We start from the raw sequence: 20,841 nt of genomic DNA, 5'->3' as shown, positions 1-20,841 counted from the left end.
TTGCCGGTTGCTCCTGTAGAGCTTTGCCGGATGCGCGCGGCAAGACCCTATCTCATTTTCATCTTCGGCCTGCTCACACTCGCCGTGTGGTTCTGGCCGAACCGCCCGCAGGCGGGTGACGTGACCATGCCGGATGCCCGGTTTCATTCGGTTTCCTACGCGCCGTTCCGCGCCTGGCAATCGCCGCTCACCGGCACCTTCCCAACCGGTGCCGAAGTCGCGCAGGATCTCAAACTCATCGCGAAACACGCCGATGGCATCCGCACCTATTCATCGCTCGAAGGCGATTACGACATCGGCGCGCTCGCGAAGCAGGCCGGGCTGAAAGTCTGGGTCGGCATCTGGCTCGGCTCGAACCCCAGGGACAACGCCCGGGAAATGGCCGCCGGCATCGCCCAGGCCAACGCCCATCCGCATACCGACACCCGCGTCGTCGTCGGCAACGAGGTCCTGCTCCGCCGCGATCTCTCGGCAGCCGATCTCATCAAGGACATCGACTACGTCAGGGCGCGGGTCAAACAGCCAGTGGCCTATGCGGATGTCGCGAGTTTCTGGTTCGAATTTCCCCAGGTCGCCAAACACGTCGACATCGTCATGATCCACCTGCTGCCCTATTGGCAGAACCATCCGGTAAATGTGAACGCCGCCATTGCCCGCATCGGTCGCACCATCGCCAGGACCGAAAAACTCTTCCCCGGCAAGCGCATCTCGGTCGGCGAAACCGGCTGGCCGAGCCGTGGCCGCTGGCGCGGCGATGCCGCCCCGTCGCGCATCAACGAAGCGGTTTTTCTCCGCAAATTCGTCAGCCTCGCGCATCGCGATCACGTCGATTACAACCTGATCGAAGCCTTCGACCAGAACTGGAAATATCACGACGAAGGCATTGCCGGAGCCAATTGGGGGATCTGGAACGCCGCGCGCCAGCCCAAGTTTCCGCTCGAAGGCCCGGTCGTCGAAATGCCGCACTGGCCGCTCTACGCCGGTACCGCAATCCTGCTTTCGGTCGCGCTCACGATTTTCGGGGGGGCGGTCGGGCCGCTCGCAATTGCGCTCGCATTCGGCCTCGGCAATGCGCTCACCTATGCCGGCGCGATCACGTGGCATGAGCTATATGATTATTCGCTGATCATCTGCGCCCTCGTGAACATCCCGGCCCAGGCGGCGCTGGCATGGTTCGCGATCCGCCGCGCGCGCGGCCCTGCGCGATCGACCCCGGCAGCCCATACCATCCTGCTCGCCCGGGCCAGCCTGTTCGGTCATGCCCATTTGCGCGACTGGGCGGCACGCCGGTTCGATCATCTCTGGTTCCTGTTTCTGTTCACCACAGCGATCGTCCAGGCCTTTCTCGTGTTCGATCCGCGCTACCGCGACGCGCCGTTCGCCATCTTCGCGGTCCCGGTGATCGTAGCAATATGGCGGCTCCTCGCGCGCGATCTCCCCGCGGCCAATGACTGGCGGGACTGGCTGCCGAGTGCGGTCATCGCCGTCGGCGCAATCGCCAGCATCGTCATCTCCGGGCTGCTCAACACCGAATTCCTGATCTGGAACCTGCTCGCCCTCATCCTCGCGGCTCCAAATCTCGTTGGGACATTGCGGCGGACGAACATGCGCAACGAGGCACACGCCGCAAATTGATCCTTCGGATATCCCCGGAGCCGAACTCGTCGAAGTTTTCTGCTGATTTCTGCGCACAAAAGCAGCATTTCCTGCCGCCCAGGTCTACCCCCCGAACACCACGGTCTTGCTCCCGCTGATGAACACCCGCCGTTCCACATGAAACAGCACGGCGCGCGCAAGCACCCGCCGTTCGATATCGCGTCCCTTGCGCACCAACGTTTCCGGTGTATCGCCATGGGAAATCCGTTCGACATCCTGTTCGATGATCGGCCCTTCATCGAGGGCGGTGGTCACGTAATGCGCGGTCGCCCCGATCAGCTTCACCCCGCGTGCGTAAGCCTGATGATACGGTTTCGCGCCTTTGAATCCGGGCAGGAACGAGTGGTGGATATTGATGCATCGCCCCGCCAGTTTCGCCACCAGCGCGTCCGACAGAACCTGCATGTAGCGCGCCAGGATCACCAGTTCCGCCCCGGAATCCCGCACCAGCCGCCAGATTTCCGCCTCCTGCTCCATCTTGGTCTCGGCGGCGATCGGCAGATGATGAAAGGGAATGCCATCCAGATCCAGGTGTTCATAGGTTTCGCGCGGATGGTTGGCGATGATCCCGGCAATATCCATCGGCAGTTCGCCGGTTCGTTGCCGATAGAGCAGGTCGACCAGACAATGGTCGAACCGCGATACCAGAATCATCGCCCGGGGCCGATGCGCGGTCTCGGTAATCGCCCAGTTCATACCGTAGGAGTCGGCGATCGGTTTGAAGTCGGGCTTCGGGGCCGACGCATCGAGCGGTTCGAACACCACGCGCATGAAAAACTGCCCGCTGGCCCGGTCGTCGAACTGCTGGGCTTCGCGGATGTCGATCCCGTGCTGATACAGAAAATTACCGACCGTGCCGACGATTCCGGCGCGGTTGCGACAGGACAGAGTGAGGATGGCGGTGGTCATCGTGCAGGCGGCTCCGTTGCTGCCCGATGTGTTCCCCGCCCCCTCCACCCTGTCAATCCGTCCCCTGCGCCAGTCAGGGCTTGCTCATGGCTCCGGTTCATGATCGAACCACGCCATGCACCTCACCGGCCAAGCGCGCCTCGCCGGGGTGATCGGCTGGCCGGTCGCCCATTCCCGTTCGCCGCTCCTGCACGGCACATGGTTGGCACGGCACGCGATCGACGGGGCCTATCTGCCGCTTCCGGTCCATCCGGATGATTTTCCCGCCTGTGTCGCCGCTTTGGTCCGCATGGGGTTCGCGGGCGTCAATGTCACGATCCCCCACAAGCAGGCCGCCTTCGCCTTATGCGACGAGGTCTGCCCCGGTGCCCTGCGCGCCGGGGCGGTGAACACGCTGGTCTTCCGCGATGGCGCGATCCTCGGCTCGAACACCGATGGCACCGGCTTCCTCGCCAACCTCCGAGCCCATGACATCGATCCCGCCGCCGGCCCCGCGCTCGTTCTCGGTGCCGGCGGCGCAGCCCGCGCGATCGGCGCGGCCCTGGCCGATTGCGGCATCCCGGTCACCTACTGCAACCGCACGCATGAACGCGCCACCACCCTCGCGACCACGTTGTCGGGCCGCGCGATCCGGTGGGATGACCGCGCGGCGGCCCTGTCCGATCATGCGCTGCTGGTCAACACCACCGCGCTGGGCATGTCCGGGCATGCTGCCCTCGACCTTACGCTCGACGCTGCGCCACCGTCTCTCGCCGTGGCCGACATCGTCTATGTCCCGCTCGAAACCGGGCTGCTCGCCGCGGCCCGCGCGCGGGGTCTGCGCACCGCGGGTGGTCTCGGCATGCTGCTGCATCAGGCGGTCCCGGGTTTCGCCGCCTGGTTCGGCGTCACCCCGGTGGTCGATAACGAACTCTACCGCATCGTCGCGGCCGATCTCGCCGGGTGAAAATCCTCGGCCTCACCGGCGGCATCGGCATGGGTAAATCGACCGTCGCCGCCATGTTCCGCCGCCACGGCGTCCCGGTGTTCGACGCGGATGCCGAAGTCCGGCGCGCTCAGTCTCCCGGCGGCGCCGCCATCGCTCCGATCACCGCCGCTTTCCCCGGCGTGGTCCGCGACGGCGTGCTCGACCGCGCCGCCCTGCGCGCCCGCATCCTCGCCGACCCCGCCGCCCGCAAGCAGCTCGAAACCCTCATGCACCGTCTGGTCCGCCAGTCCGAACACCGGTTTCTCGCCCGCGCCCGCCGCCACCGCGCCCGCGCCGTGGTGCTCGACATTCCCCTGCTGCTCGAAACCGGCGGCGCGCGCCGGGTCGATCTCGTCATCACCGTATCCGCCCCGCGCGACATCCAGATCGCCCGGGTCCGCCGCCGTGGCCTCGCCCCGCCCGAAATCGCCCGGATCATCGCCCTGCAAATGCCCGATCACGAAAAACGCCGCCGCGCGGACATCACCATTTTCACCGGGCTCTCGCGCGGCGTCACCGCCCGCATCGTCCGCCGGATCATCGCCCGCGATATCCCTCCGCAGCGATTGTCCCGACTCGCACCGGTATGTCACCGAAGCCCATGACACGCTCCGTCCTGTTCGACACCGAAACCACCGGCCTCGATCCCCTGCATGGCGACCGGGTGATCGAGGTCGCCGCGATCGAACTGCATAACGACCTGCCGACCACCCGCACCTTCCACCGCCTGATCGACCCCGAACGCGACATCCCGCCCGACGCCTCGCGCATTCACGGCATCACCAATGCCGATATCGCCGGTAAACCGACCTTCGCCGCCATCGCCGACGAGCTGCTGGCCTTCTTCGGCAACGATCCGCTGGTCGCCCATAATGCCGCCTTCGATTTCGGCTTTCTCGACGCCGAACTCGCCCGGTTGCGTCGTCCCGCGCTCGATCGCGCCCGGATGATCGACACGCTCGCCCTTGCCAAAGCGCGCTTCCCCGGCATGCCCAACAGCCTCGATGCGCTGTGCCGCCGTTTCGAAATCGACCTGTCGGCCCGCACCACCCATAACGCGCTGCTCGACTGCAAACTCCTCGCCGAAGTCTATGTGGAACTCACCGGTGGCCGCCAGCGCGGTTTCGACCTCGCAGCCGACGTCGGCGGTGGCCTGACCCTCGTGGAATACCAGCACCAGGGCCCCCGAACCGCCCGTCTGGTCACCGCGACCGAGGAGGAACTGGCCGCGCACGCGGCCTTCGTGTCCGGCATGAAGGACGCGGTCTGGGCAGCTTAGGGCAGGGGCCAGGGTAGCGGGGAAGCAGGGCCGTGCTAGGCCGCCTGCCGTTCGCGTTCCGCCACCCGCAGCACCCGCAGGAAATTCCCGCCCCAGATCTTGCCGAGCGCGGTCTCGTCATACCCCCTGCTCGCCAGTTCCGCGGTCAGTCCCGGGGTCTGGCCCGCATGCATATAGCCCGCGACACCGCCGCCACCATCGAAATCCGTCCCGATCCCGACATGATCGATGCCGATCCGCCCTGCGACGTAATCCACATGATCCGCAATGGTCCCGACATTGACCTCCGAGGGTTTGGCGCCGCGCCTGAGAAACGCCGACACCATGGTGATCTGGACCAGCCCGCCCGCATCGCGCATCGCGTCGAGTTGCTCGTCATCGAGATTGCGCGGATGGTCGCACAGGGCCCGGGCGCAGGAATGCGTCGCGACGATCGGCGTCCGCGACAGCGCCACCGCCTGCATCATGGTCGATTTCGCCGCGTGACTGACATCGATGAGAATACCGAGCCGGTTCATCCGCCCGATCGCGTCCCGCCCGAGCGCGGAAAGCCCGCCATGCTCGGTCGGCCCGTCGCCAAGGTCCGCGCGCGGAATCGCCGCATCGGCCAGGGCATTATGGCCGTTATGGGTGAGGGTCATATAACGCACACCCCGCGCCGCGAATTCGTCGAGTAGAGCAAGGTCGCCGCCCAGCGCAGTGCCGTTCTCCACCGCAGGGATCACCGCGAACCGCCCGGCCCGATGCGCGGCCTCGATCGCATCGGCACTGCTCGCCACCACCGCCCCTTCGGCACCGCCCATCGCCACGATCGTGTCCAGCATCGCCAGCGCCCGCCCGCGCGCTTCGGCATTTCCGGCCTCGTCACGCCGGCCCTGCGGAATATAGGCCGCGAAACACACGGCACCCACCCCGCCGCGCCTCACCTTGGGCAGATCGACGCAGCGCGGCCCATCGGCAGTGAAGGCCGGCCCGTTCGGCCAGGGAATATCGACATGGGAATCAATGACGAGCAGCCGATCGTGAACTTCATGTGCCATGCCCAACCCTCGCCGCCCTGCCGCGTGCGGTCAAGTCCGTCCGCAAACGGAAAAAAATCCGGGCGGATATTCCATTCGTGCTAATGTACCAACGAGGGAAAGCCCCGCACCCGGCGCGTCCCCCGACCCGAACACCATCGCGAATTTGGAGACCAGAAAATGACACGCAACGAAGGAACGATCGACCGGGCCATCCGCATCATCGTCGGTGGCTTGCTGATCATCGGTGCCGCCACCGGCACCATCGGCATCTGGGGCTATATCGGCATTCTGCCGTTGCTCACCGGCGCCATCGGCACCTGCCCGGGTTATTCTCTGCTCGGCATCAACACCTGCCCGATGAAAAACCGGGTCTGATCTGCGGTCTTACAGTCCCAGAATGCGGTACAGCCTGACGCTCGGCGGCCAGGCTGCCCCGATCGCGCGGTGAAATCCGAGAAACAGCGCGATCAGCAGCACGACCAGCACGACCGATCCGACCCACCAGCCGATCGCCGACCCCGTCTGCGCCGCTGCCGCCGAACCGCCTGACCCGCCCGGCCGGGATCGCGGCAGGCCAGAGGCGGATGAACCATTCGACTCCGCAGGCGGATTCAGGGTCGCGGGCCCGGTGTCTGGCCCAGTATCTAGCCCAGTGTCTGGCGTGATCTCCGGCGTGATCCCGGGCGCGTCACCCGTCTCCGTTCGGGGCACCACCGGGTCCGTTGCCGGTGCGGCAATCGCCGAATCCGCCGCTGCCGTCCTGTCCAGCGGTTCCGGTGCCGTGTGTGGCATCGGTTCGGCCTCGGCGACCCACTCGCCGCCGCACCGCGCGCATCGCGTCCGCGTCGGCAGCCGCATCGCCATTTCCGGCGGCAATTGGTACTGCGCAGCGCAGATCGGACAGGTTATTCGCATGTCTCATCGAATGACATTTTCGCTCGCGCCATGCAACCAATCACGTGGGGCGCTTGCCTGACCCCCCGGGTCGCGGCATGGAGACGGGGCATGATCCGCTTTTCCCATGTCGGCCTGAACTATCACCGCCGCGCGAATCCCGCCGGCGGTGACGCCACGGCCCTCGACGACATCGATTTCGACATCCCGGACGGCGGTTTCCGTTGGCTCACCGGCCCCTCCGGTGCGGGCAAGACCAGCCTGCTCAAACTGATGTATCTCGCAATCCGTCCGACATCGGGCCGGATCGACCTGCTCGATACCGACACGACCGACCTCGACCGGCGGGCCACCGCCCTGCTGCGCCGTCGCATCGGCGTGGTCTATCAGGATTTTCGCCTGCTCCGGCACCTCACCGCCTACGACAATGTCGCCCTGCCGCTTCGACTCGCCCGCCGGCGCGAGGTCCAGGTCCGCGCCGACGTGACCGAACTGCTCCGCTGGGTCGGCCTCGCCGGTCGGCTCGACCATCGTCCCGAGGAACTCTCCGGCGGTGAGCAGCAGCGCGTCGCCATTGCCCGCGCCGTGATCGCCCGTCCCTCGCTGCTGCTGGCCGACGAACCCACCGGCAACCTCGACGACGAACAGGCGGAGCGCCTGATGCACCTGATCCGCTCGCTCAACCGCCTCGGCACCACCATCATCGTCGCCACCCACAATCTCGGCCTCGTCGCCCGCCACCCCGCGCCGATGCTCGAACTCGCCGATGGCAGGCTGGTGCGTCATGGCTAGGCGTCACGCCACCCGCGCCGACCGCATCGGCCTGCGCGCCGCGATGGCGGACCGGCTGATGCCCTTCATGGTCGCCGCCATGAGCTTCCTCGCCGCCCTCGCGCTGGCCGGCAGCGTCGCCGCCGGAGCGCTCGCCACCCATTGGCTCAGCGGCGCGCAGGGGCTCGTCACCGTCGAAGTTCCGAACCCGACCCAGCCCACCGCCGCCAACGCCCCCCTGCGACAGGACGCGGTAATGACGCTGCTGCAGGCGACCAAAGGTCTGAGCGACGCCCACCTCCTGTCGAAAGCCGATCTCGCGACCCTGCTCAAACCCTGGCTGGGCGACACCGCCGCCAACGGGTCGCTGCCGATCGCGCTTCCCGCCGTCATCGTGGTCCGCGCCGATACCGGCGCCCCGGACGCAAAAATCCTCGAAACCCGGCTCGATGCCGCCGTTCCCGGCACACTGGTCGATTCCGGCGCGCGCTGGGCCGACCGTCTCGCCGCCCTCACCACCAGCCTGCGCGCCTCCGCCGCCGCCGTTCTGCTCATCGTCACCCTGGTCGCCGCCTCGGTCGTCGCGGTCGCGGTGCGGTCCGGCCTGTCCCAGCGGCGCGAGGCGATCGAGATCATCCACGGCCTCGGCGCGCTCGATTCCGACATCGCCAACCAGTTCGCCTTGCGTGCCATGCGCCTCGCCGCCACCGGCGGCCTGCTCGGCGGTCTGGTCGCCCTGCCGGTGCTGGCGTGGCTCGCACTGCTGTCATCGAGCTTCATCGCCAGCGCGCCGGCCAGCCCGCACGGCCTGGCGAGCGCCCTGCCGGGCCTGCTTTGGGCCATCCCGGTCATGTTCACCATCGCCACCGCCCTGATCGGCTGGCTTGCCGCCCAGATCACGGTACGCGGCTGGCTCAAGCGTCTGGCATGACCGCGATGGGCCTCGGTCGCGGCCTCAAGCCGCTGCGCCAGCGCCGCCGGTTTCGCTGGCTGCGCCGCCTCGTCGCAGTGATCATGTTCGCCATCCTGATCTGGCTGATCGGCTTCGGTTGGTTCCTCGCGATGATCGCGGGCGAGCGTGCGCCGCTCCCGCTTCCTCATGCCGGCGGCATCGTCGTCCTCACCGGCGGGTCGGACCGGGTCAAGGCCGGGCTCGAACTGCTCATGGCCGGGGCCGCGCCGCGCCTGCTGATCTCCGGTGCCGGCGCCGGCACCTATCTCGGCGACTTCACCCCGCGCGACGGGATCGACGCAACCTCGAAGGCCGCCGATATCAGCATCGGCCATCGCGCCGCCACCACCCGAGGAAATGCCCGCGAAACCGCCCGCTGGGCCGCACGCCACCACATCACCAGCCTCATCGTCGTCACCGCCGACTACCACATGCCGCGCGCCCTGCTCGAACTCCGCCGCCAGATGCCCCGCGTCACCCTCACCCCCGAGCCGGTCCGCCCGCCCGCCATGGCCCATGTCGACCATTGGCGCTCGCTGCGCATGCTCGCCGCCGAATTCACCAAATACGTGCTGGTCCGCCTCGGCCTCGGCGGTTTCGCCGCCCATCATATCGAGGCGCATCTCTGATGTTCATGATCGGCTCGCTGCTGTTCCACGGCTTCATCATCGTCTCCGCCCTCACCGCCGGCATGATCGCCCTGGTGCTCGACCGCGTCGCCCCCGCCCGCCTCCTGCCGTTCGGTCAGGCCTGGGCCAAGCTCGCCCTCTTCGCGCTGCGCGGCTTCTGCGGCATCTCGGTCCGCATCGAAGGGCTCGAACATCTGCCGCAGGGCGCGGTCATCCTCGCCGCCCAGCACCAGTCGGCGTTCGACACGCTGATCTGGTTCACCCGGCTCAACGCGCCTGCCTATGTCATGAAACAGGAATTGCGGCGCATGCCGATCATCGGCCGCCTGCTGGTTCCCGCCGGTCAGATCGCGATCGACCGCACCGGGGGTGCCGCCGCCCTGCGCGACCTGATCGAACAATGCCGCGCCGCCGCCGCCGCTGGCCGCCAGATCATCATCTTCCCCGAAGGTACCCGCGTCGCTCCGGGCCAGCGGGTGGCGCTGCAACCCGGAATCGTCGCCATCGCGCGAGCCACCGGCCTGAAAGTCATCCCGGTCGCGACCGATTCCGGCCGCTACTGGGCGCGTGACGCCATCCGCAAGCGCCCCGGCACCATCCGGATCAAGCTGTTCCCCGCCTTGCCCCAAGGACTCGACCGCGCCGCCATGATCGCCGCGCTCGAAGTCGCGTTCTACGAGCGCGGCGTTGTGGATAACCATGGGGACAATCGCGCGACATCTCTGAGTCGTGAGATAAATACCCCAAGTCAACCCACTGATCGGAAATAGTTTTTTGCCATACCATCCGTATCGAAGCCGATTCGGCGCCCCTTGTGGACAACCCTGTGCGCAACCTGCGGGTAAGGCGCATCAGGCGACATAGACCAGCCAGACCGTGCCGAGGATCAGGCTGATCAGCGTGATCGGAATTCCCGCCCGCAAATAGTCGCCGAACCCGATCGCCACACCGCCTGCCCGTGCCCGTTCCGCCACGATCAGGTTGGCGACCGAGCCGAGCAGCGTGAAATTCCCCGCAAAGGTCGCCGCCATCGCCACGATCAACCAGGCCCGGCGCGGATCGGACAGCGCGGCGACGAATGGTTTCAACACCAGCACCGCCGGCACGTTGCTCACCACATTCGCCAAAATCGCGGTCACCGGCACCAGCACGAAGGGCCGTCCGGGGTCCATTGCCGCGATCCGCTGCACCACTGCCGGGGTGATCACCGCCCGCTGCATTCCCGCGACCACCACGAACAACCCGGCGAACATCAGCAGCAACGGCCAGTCGACCCCTGCAATCAGGCTTTCGCTCTTCATCCCGGGCGTCAGCAGGATAAGCGCTGCGGCGATCAGAGCCGCCTCCGCCGGGATCATCCCGCGCAGACAGGCCGCCACGAAAAATCCCAGCAACAGCAGCGCCTTGACGATCAACGCCCGATGCACCGTCGCCGGATGACCCATCGCCTCGGGCGCATCCCCCTGCTTCAACCGCCCGCGCCACATCAGCGCGATCACCCCGAACACCACCACCAGCCCCGCGAGCGCCACCGGCACCAGCGCCCCCGAGAACCGCGCATAACTCAGCCCCGATACACTGCCGATGATAATGTTCTGCGGATTGCCGGTGATCGTCGCGACCGATCCGACATTCGAGGCCGCTGCCAGAGCGATCAGGTAGGGCAGGGGAGCCACCCCCGCCGCCAGCACGATCTCCAGCACCAGCGGCGTCAGCACCACGCAGATCGTATCGTTCACCAGCACCGCCGACAGCACACCCGATACCCCGATCACCGCCGCCAGCAGCGCGATCGGGCTGCGCGCCCGCTTGAGCGCCGCCGCCGTGACCAGCTGGAAAAATCCCGCCCGCCGCAATGTGCCTGCCAGCACCATCATCCCCAGCAGCAGGGCGATCGTGTCGAAATCGATCGCGGCATAGGCCTGTTTCAGCGTCAGCGCGCCGCAGCCGATCATCAGCACCCCGCCCACGAAGGCCACCCCGGTGCGGTCGAGCCGCAGCCCCGGCAGCCGTCCGAGCGCCACGCCAAGATAGGTCAGCAGAAAGATCGCAATGGCCAGACCGTGGATGACGGGGGCGGGGAACAGGCTGCTCATGCGCGGTCCCATCGCACGCTATCGCGAGCGCAACCAGATCACGGCACGCCCCCGAACCGATACGCATTGGTAAACGGCGCGGTTTCGCTTATGTGAGGGACCAATGTGGTTAAGCGATTTCAGCACCCTCCTGAGCTCTGCCGCCGGCAGCCCGCCTCTCGAGATCACGACCATCGTGCTCGGCACCTTCATTCTCGAAGATGCCGCGACCCTTCTGGCCGCGATGCAGGTCGCCGCCGGCGCGGTATCGCTGCCGCTCGCCCTCGGCTCGCTCTATACCGGCATCGTCCTGGGCGATCTCGGTCTCTACGGTCTGGGCCGGATTTCGGGGCGGGTGCGCTGGGCGCGGCGTCTGGTCGGCCCCCGGCGCCGCAATATCGGGCGGGACTGGGTCCGTCAGAGGGTGATTCCGCTGGTGCTGGTCAGTCGCTTCGTCCCCGGCCTGCGTCTTCCCACCTACACCACCCTCGGCTTCCTCAAGGCGCCGTTTGCGACCTTCGCCGCCGCCGCCATCCTGGCCACCCTTGCCTGGACCAGCATGCTGTTCTTCATCAGCCTGAAACTCGGCATGCTGATGCTTCACTACCTCGGCCCCTACCGCTGGGTCGGGCTTGCGGTGTTCGTGGTACTTCTCATAGTGATAGGCCGGATCGCTGCCCGCTGGCAGATGGACAAGGCCGGAAAGGACGCCTGATGAGCGATGTTTCGCCCGCCACGAGGCTCGAAGGAGCCGCAACGCCGCGCGGCAAGGCGCGCCCGGTCTCGTTTTTCGAGTTCTGGCCCGGCTTCGTCTTCTACGCCCCGGTGGTCGTGTTCTGGATCGCCCAGGCCATCCGCCACCGCAGCCTGACCCTCCCGGCCCTGACCAATCCACGCATCGAGGCCGGCGGCATCTGCGGCGAATCGAAAAACGACATCCTCGACCTCGCCGGCCCCGAGGCCCAGCGCTGGATCGCCCCCTATGCCGGCATCACCACCCAGGCCCACCCCGGGGGCGACCTGATCATGGCCGAAGCCGCCATGGCGCAGGCCAACCTCACCTACCCCGTGGTCGCCAAGCCGGACATGAGCTGCAATGGCACCGGGGTCCGCCTGATCGAAACCAGCGATGCCCTCGCCCGCTATCTCGATGCCTTTCCCCGTGCCACCCGCCTGCAACTCCAAGCCCTCGCGCCCGATGAAGGCGAAGCCGGTATTTTCTACATCCGCGAACCCGGGGCTACCCATGGCGCGATCACCTCGATCACCCTGAAATACGCCCCGGTCGTGGTGGGGGACGGCACCTCGCGCATCCGTGACCTGATCGCCGCCGATGACCGTCTGAACGCCGTCTCCACGCTTCTGCTCGAAAAGCTCGGCACCGATGCTGCCCGTATTCCCGCCACGGGCGAGCGGGTCCGCCTCGTCTTCGTCGGCAATCACTGCCGCGGTTCGACCTTCAAGGATGGCCGCCATCTGATCACCCCGGCCCTGACCGCGCGGATCGACGCGATCGCCCGCGACATCCCCGATTTCCACTTCGGCCGGTTCGACCTGCGCTACGCCTCGGCCAACGCGCTGCGCCGCGGCGAAGGTTTCACCATCATCGAAGTCAACGGCGCGGGCTCCGAAGCCACCCATATCTGGGATCCCGAGACCAGCATCATCGAAGCCTATCGCACCCAGTTCTTCCACTACGGCGCGGCCTTCCGCATCGGTGCCACGATGCGGGCAAAGGGCGTGAAGCGCTATGGTGCGCTCCGCCTGCTGCGCGCCTGGCGCCACCAGAAGGCGCTGATGGCGCGCTATCCCGCCAACGACTGACCGGGGTGGACCCTGCTCCCTGCCCTTGCGGTTCCGGCCTGCGCCGCCAGCGCTGCTGCGCCCTCGATCTCGCCACGCTCAGCCCGCCGGACGCCACCGCCCCGGTCGTCCCGCTGCTCGAACAGGCCGAAGCCGCCCTGCGCGACAACGATCCAGCCGCCGCCGAGATCGCCCTCTGTGCCGCCCTCGAACTCGCCCCCGGCCGCGAGGACGCGCTGTTCGCCCTCCACCGCCTGCGCCGCCAGCAGGGCAGGATCAGCGCCGCCGAAACCCTCCTGCGCCGCATGGTCTCGATCAACCCGAACAATTTCGCGGCCACCAACGAACTCACCCTGATGCTGCTGGGCCGCGGTGCCCTCGCGGAGGCCGAAACCCACGCCCGCAATGCCATCCGCATCGCCCCGCGCAACGCCCAGGCCCATAACCTCATGGGCCTCGTGATGACCGAGGCCAACCGCGCCCTGATCGGCGAATATCACTACCGCGAAGTTCTCCGCCTGCTCGACCGCGACGACGCCGTCACCCTCGCCAACCTTGCCTGGAACCTCAAAACCCAGGGACGGATCGAGGAAGCCCGCCTCCTCTATGCCCGCTCGCTCGACATCAACCCGACCGTGCTGCAATCCGTGCTCGGCTGGGCGCGGACCGAGGAGGCCGACCGCAAATTCCCCCGTGCGCTCGAACTGGTCGAACAGGCCGAAGCCCTCGCGCCCGGCAACCAGGCCGTCGCGCTGACGCGCGCCACCGTGCTCGCCCGCCAGGGCGAAACCGAAGCCGCACTCGCCCGTCTGTCCCGCCTCGGTGAAGGGAACGGCCTCGGTCCCGCCGAACTCTCCGAACAGGGCCGCCTGCTCGACCGTCTGGGCCGCTACCCCGAAGCCTTCGCCGCCTACGATGCCGGCAAATCCCGCGCCCTCGAACTCGGCGCCCGCCGCTACCTGGACGATGCCGCCCGCGACATGGCCGCCCGGCTGCGCGGCTTTTTCACCGAACGCCGGCTCGCCACCCTGCCGCGTGCCACCACCCGCACCGACACGCCCCAACCCATCTTCATCGTCGGCTTCCCCCGCTCCGGCACCACGCTGATCGAACAAACCCTCTCGGTTCATCCGCGCATCGCCGCCGGCGATGAACTCCCCTTCATCAACGACGCCACCCACCTCGCCCAGCGCCTGTTCGCGAGCCCCCTGACCTACCCGGACGCGCTGTGCGAACTCTGGATGGGCGACCAGCGCGAAGGGCTCGATCTCCTGCGCGACCACTACCTCGCCCGCGTCCGCCAGGCCGGCATCCTGCGCGAGGGGGCGCGCTGGTTCACCGATAAAATGCCTCTGAACGAGACCCATCTCGGCCTGATCCATCTGATGTTCCCCGAAGCCCCGATCATCCACCTTCTGCGCCACCCGCTCGATGTCGTGCTCTCGGTCTATTCCAACCACCTCACCCACGGCCTGTTCTGCGCCGCCGAGCTTGCCACCACCGCGAAACATTACGCCCTGATCGCCGATCTCATCGCGCATTACCGCGCCAATATCCCCGCGCTGCGCTACCACGCGGTCCGCTACGAGGACGTGGTCGATCACCAGGAACGCGAAATCCGCGCCCTGCTCGGCTTCATCGGCGAGGCGTTCGACCCCGCCTGCCTGCAATTCGAAAAAAACCAGCGCTACGCCCGCACCGCCAGCTATGCCCAGGTCACCGAGAAACTCTACGACCGGTCCCGCTACCGCTATCGCCACTACCGCAGCCAGCTCGAACCGGTCCTGCCCCTCCTCGCCCCGATCATCGAGCGGCTCGGCTACACGGTCTGAACCCCGCCTACCGTCTCAACAGGGCAGCCCCAGCCGGTTGAACACATCAGCCCGCTCGGCAAACACCGTCTCGAACCCGCCGATCAACGCGTCATGCAGCGCCGCATCGCCCCCCGGCACGGCAAGTTCCGCCCAGGCGGCGAAAACCTCCCGCGTCGGCGGCGGCAAGGCCTGCCCGACCGTCGCCTCGCTCAACCAGTCATGCTGGCGCAGCACCGCGAACGCCGCCAGCCCGGGCAACCCCAACCCGCCGCCAAGCGCGGGTACCGCCAGCGTGACCGGATCGGTCAGGCGCCGCCCCTCCATCACGGAGGCGAACATCGCCGCATTCAACCGCACGCAGATCGGGTCCATCAGCGCCGCCTCGTCGGCCACCACAACCACCTGACCGGTTCCGACCAGCATGGCGACCAGCTCCGCCGGATTATCCGCCCCGCGCGCCTCATCCCCGCGCGCCTCGGCTTCCCCGCGCGTCGTATCGAGCAGCGCCCCCACCGTCGCATTGCGCGCGGCCAGCATGGCGAAGACCGGCTCATACAATGCCGCGCTCATCGAGGCCCGACCGGCGGGGGTATCGAACCCGAGGCTGTGCCGCCCGTGCGGCACAGCCAGCCCCAGCCGCATCTCCCGCAGCGCCCGCGCCTGCGCCGCCGAACTCAGCCGCACCGCGCCGCGCACGAACACATCGTGGCGCAACGGCTGCGCCCCCGTGACATCCTTGAGCAATTCGACCATCGCCGGGTCGTCGAATTCCGCCGCGATCGCCAGTGCCGTCTCATCCAGTGCCAGGGCCGGAAAATTCTCGATCAGCCGGGGCGAGCCGACATAATCGAGCTTCGCCCCACGCAACGCCGTCGCCACATCCTGATGAAAACACGGCGACCACGCCTCGTTCATGAACTCATGGGCCAGATACGCGGCAGGCTTTCCGGCACATTCATCGAGTATCCGGATCGCCGCCGGATCGATCGCGCCCGAGCCCCCCGCCCGCAACCGCTCGACGATCTCGAACCCGAGCGCCGCCTGCCGGTCGGCCCGCGCGGCCTTGCGGCTCCCCGCCTCGCGCACCAACCGCTGCACGCCGAGCATCCCCCGCCACGCCGGCAGCACATTGTAGCTCACATGGCACATCCCGCCGGGCCGGAGCTTGTCGGCCAGCAGCCGCACCACCCCCGCGCGCACCTCCGGCGCCACCCAGCTCCACACCCCGTGCAGGCTCGCCGCATCGAAATCCGCCAGATCCGCTCCGGTGAACCGGGTGAAATCCGCCTCGATGAACCGGCAGTTCGTCACCCCCGCCTTTGCCGCCAGCGCCCGCGCCTGCGCAATATGCGCCGGGTTGAAATCGAGCCCGGTCACGGTCCAGCCCGGATTGGCCGCCGCCAGAACGAGAGCCGTGAAACCCTGCCCGCAGCCGATATCGACGAAATGATAATCCTGCCCGCGTTCCGGCATCGCCGCCGCATATCCCGCCACCAGCGCGGTCAGCGCCATCCGCCGGGGCGACTGCTCCTCGTAATAGCCCGGCGCGTAGGCGATATCGGTGACATAACCGGCGCCCCAGGTCATGCAGCCAGACTCCGGGGCGGCGGCAGCGCCTCGATCGTCGCAGCGTTGAACAGTGCCTGGTCCGCCCGCCGCCCGCCGGTCATCCCGGAAGCCGGTGCCGGCAGCCACCCGGTCCATGAAAGCCGGGGCGCGCCCGCCCCGCCCAGCCGCGCCACCGGGATCGCCGCCGGGTCGAGCACCAGATTGACGGCAAAATCGACCTCCATGCCGACATAGGCCCGCACCATCGAGACCAGTTGGTGCAGCAGCAGCCGATCCGGCAGCAACGCCTCGAATCCCGCCGCGCTCAGCGGCCCGATCCGGATCACGAACCGTGCCTGCTGATCGAACGCCCGCGCCCCCGCGGCGCAATCCACCCCCAACCGGCTGAACTGCCCCGGCAGCCGCCCGCGCGGCATCCGGCTCTGGCTGTCGGGGTCGAGCCGCAGCCACGCGCCCGCGAATTCCACGATCGCGACCGGCCGCTCCAGCCAGTCGCCCAGCATCGCGCGCAACCGTTCCGCCGAACGCGGGCGGCTGGCAAAAAAACCGGCATAGTGACGGATCGGATCGGCCCCCACCATCAGCCGGTCGATCAGATGATTGGTGTTGAACCCGGCCAGCGCGAGCAGGATGTCCCCGGCAGGATCGTTACGTGCCGCAGGATCGGTGCGATGGCGCAGTTCGGCAGCCAAATGAGGCCGGTATTTCACCCCCGAGGCGGCAAAACCGGCGACAAGGCGTTGCGCGAGCAATTCGATGAAGGCCACCATCGCGGGCGAGCGCGCCCGGCTCGCGGCGGCGACCAGTTCGCTGTACCAGCGCGGCAACGGGCTCGACCCGCCGAGCAGCCCGATCAGCCGCGTCGAAACCCGTGCGCGCCCCCCGGCATCCGGAGCCATCGCGGCATCGACCTCCGCTGCGGGATGCACCAGCGATACCGGTGCGCCGAACGCGATGGCATCCCCGGCATCCCGCCGCCCGGAGGCGAGCCAGAGCAGCCGCACCGCCGCGCCGAACCGAAACCGGGCCGGCGCGCGCACCAGCCGATCGAGCGGCGCCTCACTCATAACAACGTCCGGTGCCCCGCGCGGGGCGGAAACCGCATCGCCGGATCGACCCGTCCGCGCAGGCGCAAGGTGGTGCGAACAAAGGAATTGATCGTGCCATGCAGGGCCAGAAAGCGTTCCAGCACCGCGCCGAGCAGGAACAGCCCGTTTTCCTGATATGGTTTGGGATCGAATTCCAGCGTCACATCCAGCCCGCGGCAAAACCCGCCAAGCCGCCCGCCGGGCAACCGCGCGGTCCCCGGCTTGGCCGAAACGCCGATCAGTGCCGCAATCGCGGCCCGGCTCTCGGCGGTCTCAGCCCGGTCGTACAGCCGCAGCACATCCCGGAGCGCCGCCGCACCCTCGGTCCCGCCCACGACCGAAAGATGTCCGAGCGAAAGATGACTGATCAACCGCCACGCCCCCTGCTCGGCGAGGCGTGGCCGCAGCGTCGGCCCCGGCGGGGTCAGGCACAGGCTGCGCGCCACCCCGTCATGCGGCGAAATCGGCGTCAGGTAAGGGTGGCCGCCGCCGAACGGCAGTGCCGCCGGCAGGTCGCGATTGACGCAGAGCGCATCGACCGAGAGCACCGCATCGGCTGGCGCGGCAGGGTCGAAGTCCGGGGCGAACGGTGCCAGAAACGTCTCGGTCCCGCCCAGCGCCGCCGCGGCTGGCCGGCGCGCCTCGATATAATACCCCGCCGCCGCATCGCCCCCGCCATGGCCGGTGCGATAAAACGGCTGCCACGGTCGCACCGTGCCGGCGCGGTCGGTCTCGCGCACCGCGGTGATGCCCCAGATCTCCATCCCGGTCGCCCGCCGCGCATCGGCGACCACGCGATATTCCGTGTCGGTCTGGTCGAGGCGGATCGGCTCGCAATGCTGGGCGAACAGATTGACCATCGGCGTGCAGCCCAGCGCGATGTGTTCCGCACTCACCGCCCGCTCCAGCTCGATCGCCGAACGATCGAGATAGATGAAAATCTCCAGCCGGTTGCCCGCCATCGCCAAGGTCTTGCGGTCCAATCCATCGAGATCGATGAACATGAACTTCTCGGCGAAGGCGAAATATTCGGCGAGCAGGCGGAATCCGGTAAAGCCCCGCTCCGGCCAGGGCAGCAGCGCCTCGTCCTCGCCGAAGCCGACCGGCTGGACCGCATCGGGGCCGAGCAGCACCGGATGGGGATCGCCCGGACTCTCCGCGAGCGCCACGCCGATCGTGTGGGCGGCGAGCAACTCATAGAGGTGCGGCGCGATCGCCTGACCCCCGCGCAGATACAGCCGCAACCGGTCGAGCCCGAGCTTGCCGAAGCCGACCTCAGGCGCCATCGTCCCGACCACGATCCGCAGCACCGAGGCCGCCCCCGGTGCCAGCGGGTTGAGCGGCGCCACGAAGGGCTGACCGGCCAGCCGCACCTGCTCGATCCGCACCGGCCACAGCGAAACCGGGTAAGCGGTCTGGAACCGGCATGCCTGGCCACGCACCCGTTCGGTCTCCAGCGCAAACCCTGCATCCAGCCGCAGATGCGCCTGCAGATCGGGCTTGCACTCGAACTGCGCGATCGCGCAGGAGGGGATCGGAGCCAGAAATCCGGGATAGAGCGCGCCGAGCAGCGCATCGGTCAGCTCTGGAAATTCATCGTCCAGCCGCTTGTGAACCCGCGCGGACAAAAACGCGACGCCGTCGAGCAGGCGGGCGACGTGGGGATCGTCGATGGCGTCGGGCGAGAGCCGCAACCGCCCCGCGATCTTGGGATGGGTTTCGGCGAATTCCGCGGCAAGCTTGCGGATCGCCAGCAATTCGCGATTGAAATAGGGCAGCAGGCTGTCAGACAAACCGCTCGCCCTTCACTTCGATTTCCGCCGAGGTCGCATCCACGATGGTATTGAAACTGATCGGCTCGGGAGCCGGTTCGGCATGGAGCAGCCCGTCGATCCGCATATGCAGCGAGGGATCGAGGTTATTCTCCGCCTTCAGCAGCACCACCGAGACCTGCGCGAAGCGCGGCTCGAACAGGCGGATGGTGCGTTCCACCTCGGCACGGAACGCCTCGCGCGAGGCCGGATCGGCCATGCTGCCCGAGGTATAATCCGGCAACCCGTATCCCGCGATCGAGCCGGGCAACTCGCCGAGTTTGGGCGGCAGGGATTTCCAGCGGCGTTTGGCATTGAGCAGGGCTTCGAGATCCCGCCGCACCGACCGGCGCAACACCGTCAGCGCCTCGCCCGGCGAGAGTGGCCGGTCGCGGTCGCGATCCGGCGCATCATCGAACAACCGGTCGAGCGGTGAAAGCTGCACCCGCGCCCCGGCATCGCGCACCCGCTCATTGAAGCCGGGCGCACCGGTGGGCGTGGTCATGGGCCGAACACGAGGCTGCCGAGCGCCATCACCGGCACCGCCTCCTCGCCGACCAGAAATTCGCGCTGACCGATCCCGGTCACCAGCCCGTCATGATCGTGCCAGTCGGTCGCGCGGCCCAGCCGATATTCGGCGGCCAGCGTGGCGTCGTCGCTCGCATATGTCACCGGCACATACACATCGCCATCCGGCCCGGCCTCGACCGCGAGGCTGACCCGCCGCCAGATCAGATCGCGCGGGCGCACCGGCTTGTGAAACACCGCCTCGCTCACCCGCGCGATCGGCACCCAGAAATATTTGCCGGTCGTGGTCAGCACTTCGAGAACACCGCCCATCAGGTCGCTGGCATCGCGGAAATCGGCGAAACTCGCCCCGTCCATCCCGCCCGGCCGCGCCGACCGCGCCGCTTCGGCGGCCTCGGCATGGGCGCGCGCCGCGGCAACATCCCCCGCCCGCAGGGCCACGAGGCCAGCGAGCAGGGCTTGTTCGACCGGTCCGGGTTCGCCGAGGAATTCCGGCACCCGCCCATCCCGGTAGAGCTGCCGGCGCGCCATTTCGCCCCGCAGCAGCTGGCGGAACTCCGCGACCACCAGCGCCGCACCGGGATCAAGCTGCCCCGCCGCGTCGAGCAGCACGTCGGCACGTTCGAAATTTCCGGCAAACACCAGCATTTCGGCAAGCAGGACGCGGGCCGACACATCGGTCGGGCGCGCCTTCACTGCCGCCGTCGCCGCAGCGATCGCCGCGTCGAGATGTCCTTCGCGAAACGCCGTCCCTGCCGTCACGCCGCTCGCCGTGGTCTGATCGCCTGGCATCGTTCAATCCCCAGCCTTATTGTCTGTGAGCGAACGTATTGAAACCTGCCGTCCGGCGCAATCCATAACATCGTCCGGTCAACGACATATCCCAATGTCCGATCCGGCTGAGCCACAGCCAAAGTGTTTGTTTACGGATCGCTATGAACGCGCTAACATCATCACGAAACAGCGCTATTCGCGATGGACAGGGGCGGGGGATTGATCGAATATCATCGAATATCCCCTGCAAACTTTGCAGTATCGTCTCTACGGTACTGTGGAGCGAGGGGGGCTGAGCGG

21 protein-coding genes are annotated in these 20,841 nt (G+C 67.7%); 12 read left to right on the top strand and 9 right to left on the bottom strand.

Features of this window, described 5'->3' with window-relative positions; genetic code table 11:
• Positions 1-30 precede the first annotated feature (30 nt).
• Positions 31-1,635, top strand: coding sequence for a glycoside hydrolase family 17 protein (locus SIL87_RS15590; RefSeq protein ID WP_319615046.1), 1,605 nt, complete (start codon positions 31-33; stop codon positions 1,633-1,635).
• 84 nt (positions 1,636-1,719) lie between these two features.
• Here SIL87_RS15590 and purU read toward each other — a convergent pair whose 3' ends face one another.
• Positions 1,720-2,565 carry a formyltetrahydrofolate deformylase gene (gene purU / locus SIL87_RS15585; protein ID WP_319615045.1) on the bottom strand — a complete coding sequence of 282 codons (846 nt, stop codon included), beginning with the start codon at positions 2,563-2,565 and terminating at the stop codon, positions 1,720-1,722.
• Between the two features lie 115 nt (positions 2,566-2,680).
• Between purU and SIL87_RS15580 the strand changes: the two genes are divergently transcribed.
• Genes SIL87_RS15580 through dnaQ form a run of 3 tightly spaced genes read left to right on the top strand, consistent with a single transcriptional unit; the run spans position 2,681 to position 4,811 of the window.
• Positions 2,681-3,511, top strand: a complete 831-nt coding sequence (locus SIL87_RS15580) for a shikimate dehydrogenase (protein ID WP_319615044.1) — start codon at positions 2,681-2,683, stop codon at positions 3,509-3,511.
• Positions 3,508-4,137 (top strand): dephospho-CoA kinase, encoded by a 630-nt coding sequence (gene coaE, locus SIL87_RS15575; protein WP_319615043.1) that lies wholly within the window; start codon positions 3,508-3,510, stop codon positions 4,135-4,137. Before SIL87_RS15580 ends, coaE begins: the two co-directional genes overlap by 4 nt.
• Complete coding sequence (dnaQ, locus tag SIL87_RS15570; RefSeq protein ID WP_319615042.1) at positions 4,134-4,811, top strand: DNA polymerase III subunit epsilon; 678 nt, start codon at positions 4,134-4,136, stop codon at positions 4,809-4,811. The genes coaE and dnaQ overlap by 4 nt, the downstream gene beginning before the upstream one ends.
• Positions 4,812-4,846: 35 nt before the next feature.
• On the opposite strand, the gene SIL87_RS15565 is transcribed toward dnaQ, so the two are convergent.
• On the bottom strand, positions 4,847-5,851 hold the full coding sequence (locus SIL87_RS15565; RefSeq protein ID WP_319615041.1) for a dipeptidase: 1,005 nt from the start codon (positions 5,849-5,851) through the stop codon (positions 4,847-4,849).
• A 159-nt stretch (positions 5,852-6,010) separates the two neighbouring features.
• On the opposite strand from SIL87_RS15565, the gene SIL87_RS15560 reads away from it, so the two are divergent.
• Positions 6,011-6,208 carry a YgaP family membrane protein gene (locus SIL87_RS15560; protein ID WP_319615040.1) on the top strand — a complete coding sequence of 66 codons (198 nt, stop codon included), beginning with the start codon at positions 6,011-6,013 and terminating at the stop codon, positions 6,206-6,208.
• Between the two features lie 9 nt (positions 6,209-6,217).
• Here SIL87_RS15560 and SIL87_RS15555 read toward each other — a convergent pair whose 3' ends face one another.
• Complete coding sequence (locus tag SIL87_RS15555; RefSeq protein WP_319615039.1) at positions 6,218-6,748, bottom strand: zinc-ribbon domain-containing protein; 531 nt, start codon at positions 6,746-6,748, stop codon at positions 6,218-6,220.
• A gap of 90 nt (positions 6,749-6,838) precedes the next feature.
• On the opposite strand from SIL87_RS15555, the gene SIL87_RS15550 reads away from it, so the two are divergent.
• The 4 genes from SIL87_RS15550 to SIL87_RS15535 are packed head-to-tail and all read left to right on the top strand — an operon-like array spanning position 6,839 to position 9,849.
• The gene (locus SIL87_RS15550; RefSeq protein ID WP_319615038.1) at positions 6,839-7,519 is read left to right on the top strand and encodes a cell division ATP-binding protein FtsE; all 681 of its coding nucleotides are present in this window, start codon (positions 6,839-6,841) and stop codon (positions 7,517-7,519) included.
• A complete protein-coding gene (locus SIL87_RS15545) occupies positions 7,512-8,429 on the top strand; it encodes a cell division protein FtsX (RefSeq protein ID WP_319615037.1) in 918 nt (305 codons plus the stop codon). The genes SIL87_RS15550 and SIL87_RS15545 overlap by 8 nt, the downstream gene beginning before the upstream one ends.
• A complete protein-coding gene (locus SIL87_RS15540; RefSeq protein ID WP_319615036.1) occupies positions 8,426-9,079 on the top strand; it encodes a YdcF family protein in 654 nt (217 codons plus the stop codon). Before SIL87_RS15545 ends, SIL87_RS15540 begins: the two co-directional genes overlap by 4 nt.
• A complete protein-coding gene (locus tag SIL87_RS15535; RefSeq protein ID WP_319615035.1) occupies positions 9,079-9,849 on the top strand; it encodes a lysophospholipid acyltransferase family protein in 771 nt (256 codons plus the stop codon). Before SIL87_RS15540 ends, SIL87_RS15535 begins: the two co-directional genes overlap by 1 nt.
• 81 nt (positions 9,850-9,930) lie before the next feature.
• Here the strand turns inward: SIL87_RS15535 and SIL87_RS15530 are convergent, their stop codons facing one another.
• Positions 9,931-11,175, bottom strand: coding sequence for an anion transporter (locus SIL87_RS15530; RefSeq protein WP_319615034.1), 1,245 nt, complete (start codon positions 11,173-11,175; stop codon positions 9,931-9,933).
• A 103-nt stretch (positions 11,176-11,278) separates the two neighbouring features.
• Between SIL87_RS15530 and SIL87_RS15525 the strand changes: the two genes are divergently transcribed.
• From SIL87_RS15525 to SIL87_RS15515, 3 genes are read left to right on the top strand one after another with little or no spacing between them, the layout of a single operon-like run.
• Positions 11,279-11,869 (top strand): DedA family protein, encoded by a 591-nt coding sequence (locus SIL87_RS15525; protein ID WP_319615033.1) that lies wholly within the window; start codon positions 11,279-11,281, stop codon positions 11,867-11,869.
• On the top strand, positions 11,869-12,978 hold the full coding sequence (locus tag SIL87_RS15520) for an ATP-grasp domain-containing protein (RefSeq protein ID WP_319615032.1): 1,110 nt from the start codon (positions 11,869-11,871) through the stop codon (positions 12,976-12,978). The genes SIL87_RS15525 and SIL87_RS15520 overlap by 1 nt, the downstream gene beginning before the upstream one ends.
• Positions 12,979-12,983: 5 nt before the next feature.
• Positions 12,984-14,789: a sulfotransferase gene (locus SIL87_RS15515; protein WP_319615031.1), complete on the top strand. Its 1,806-nt coding sequence runs from the start codon at positions 12,984-12,986 to the stop codon at positions 14,787-14,789.
• A 15-nt stretch (positions 14,790-14,804) separates the two neighbouring features.
• On the opposite strand, the gene SIL87_RS15510 is transcribed toward SIL87_RS15515, so the two are convergent.
• From SIL87_RS15510 to SIL87_RS15490, 5 genes are read right to left on the bottom strand one after another with little or no spacing between them, the layout of a single operon-like run.
• Positions 14,805-16,358: a class I SAM-dependent methyltransferase gene (locus SIL87_RS15510; protein WP_319615030.1), complete on the bottom strand. Its 1,554-nt coding sequence runs from the start codon at positions 16,356-16,358 to the stop codon at positions 14,805-14,807.
• Positions 16,355-17,407 (bottom strand): type VI secretion system baseplate subunit TssG, encoded by a 1,053-nt coding sequence (tssG, locus tag SIL87_RS15505; protein ID WP_319615029.1) that lies wholly within the window; start codon positions 17,405-17,407, stop codon positions 16,355-16,357. Before tssG ends, SIL87_RS15510 begins: the two co-directional genes overlap by 4 nt.
• Complete coding sequence (gene tssF / locus SIL87_RS15500; protein WP_319615028.1) at positions 17,404-19,221, bottom strand: type VI secretion system baseplate subunit TssF; 1,818 nt, start codon at positions 19,219-19,221, stop codon at positions 17,404-17,406. The genes tssG and tssF overlap by 4 nt, the downstream gene beginning before the upstream one ends.
• Complete coding sequence (gene tssE, locus SIL87_RS15495) at positions 19,214-19,744, bottom strand: type VI secretion system baseplate subunit TssE (protein WP_319615027.1); 531 nt, start codon at positions 19,742-19,744, stop codon at positions 19,214-19,216. The genes tssF and tssE overlap by 8 nt, the downstream gene beginning before the upstream one ends.
• On the bottom strand, positions 19,741-20,559 hold the full coding sequence (locus tag SIL87_RS15490) for a type VI secretion system accessory protein TagJ (protein WP_319615026.1): 819 nt from the start codon (positions 20,557-20,559) through the stop codon (positions 19,741-19,743). Before SIL87_RS15490 ends, tssE begins: the two co-directional genes overlap by 4 nt.
• Positions 20,560-20,841 lie beyond the last annotated feature (282 nt).

Source organism: Acidiphilium acidophilum, assembly GCF_033842475.1.
In the GTDB taxonomy this organism is placed as follows: domain Bacteria; phylum Pseudomonadota; class Alphaproteobacteria; order Acetobacterales; family Acetobacteraceae; genus Acidiphilium; species Acidiphilium acidophilum.
Note: the sequence above shows the minus strand (reverse complement) of the source record. Positions and strands in the feature narration are given on the sequence as shown.

Excerpts from the sequence above, each read along its gene's own strand:
- SIL87_RS15590 (WP_319615046.1), top strand. The coding sequence starts at position 31 with ATGCGCGCGGCAAGACCCTATCTCATTTTCATCTTCGGCCTGCTCACA.
- purU (WP_319615045.1), bottom strand. The coding sequence starts at position 2,565 with ATGACCACCGCCATCCTCACTCTGTCCTGTCGCAACCGCGCCGGAATC.
- SIL87_RS15580 (WP_319615044.1), top strand. The coding sequence starts at position 2,681 with ATGCACCTCACCGGCCAAGCGCGCCTCGCCGGGGTGATCGGCTGGCCG.
- dnaQ (WP_319615042.1), top strand. The coding sequence starts at position 4,134 with ATGACACGCTCCGTCCTGTTCGACACCGAAACCACCGGCCTCGATCCC.
- SIL87_RS15565 (WP_319615041.1), bottom strand. The coding sequence starts at position 5,851 with ATGGCACATGAAGTTCACGATCGGCTGCTCGTCATTGATTCCCATGTC.
- SIL87_RS15560 (WP_319615040.1), top strand. The coding sequence starts at position 6,011 with ATGACACGCAACGAAGGAACGATCGACCGGGCCATCCGCATCATCGTC.
- SIL87_RS15555 (WP_319615039.1), bottom strand. The coding sequence starts at position 6,748 with ATGCGAATAACCTGTCCGATCTGCGCTGCGCAGTACCAATTGCCGCCG.
- SIL87_RS15550 (WP_319615038.1), top strand. The coding sequence starts at position 6,839 with ATGATCCGCTTTTCCCATGTCGGCCTGAACTATCACCGCCGCGCGAAT.
- SIL87_RS15545 (WP_319615037.1), top strand. The coding sequence starts at position 7,512 with ATGGCTAGGCGTCACGCCACCCGCGCCGACCGCATCGGCCTGCGCGCC.
- SIL87_RS15540 (WP_319615036.1), top strand. The coding sequence starts at position 8,426 with ATGACCGCGATGGGCCTCGGTCGCGGCCTCAAGCCGCTGCGCCAGCGC.
- SIL87_RS15535 (WP_319615035.1), top strand. The coding sequence starts at position 9,079 with ATGTTCATGATCGGCTCGCTGCTGTTCCACGGCTTCATCATCGTCTCC.
- SIL87_RS15530 (WP_319615034.1), bottom strand. The coding sequence starts at position 11,175 with ATGAGCAGCCTGTTCCCCGCCCCCGTCATCCACGGTCTGGCCATTGCG.
- SIL87_RS15525 (WP_319615033.1), top strand. The coding sequence starts at position 11,279 with ATGTGGTTAAGCGATTTCAGCACCCTCCTGAGCTCTGCCGCCGGCAGC.
- SIL87_RS15520 (WP_319615032.1), top strand. The coding sequence starts at position 11,869 with ATGAGCGATGTTTCGCCCGCCACGAGGCTCGAAGGAGCCGCAACGCCG.
- SIL87_RS15510 (WP_319615030.1), bottom strand. The coding sequence starts at position 16,358 with ATGACCTGGGGCGCCGGTTATGTCACCGATATCGCCTACGCGCCGGGC.
- tssG (WP_319615029.1), bottom strand. The coding sequence starts at position 17,407 with ATGAGTGAGGCGCCGCTCGATCGGCTGGTGCGCGCGCCGGCCCGGTTT.
- tssE (WP_319615027.1), bottom strand. The coding sequence starts at position 19,744 with ATGACCACGCCCACCGGTGCGCCCGGCTTCAATGAGCGGGTGCGCGAT.
- SIL87_RS15490 (WP_319615026.1), bottom strand. The coding sequence starts at position 20,559 with ATGCCAGGCGATCAGACCACGGCGAGCGGCGTGACGGCAGGGACGGCG.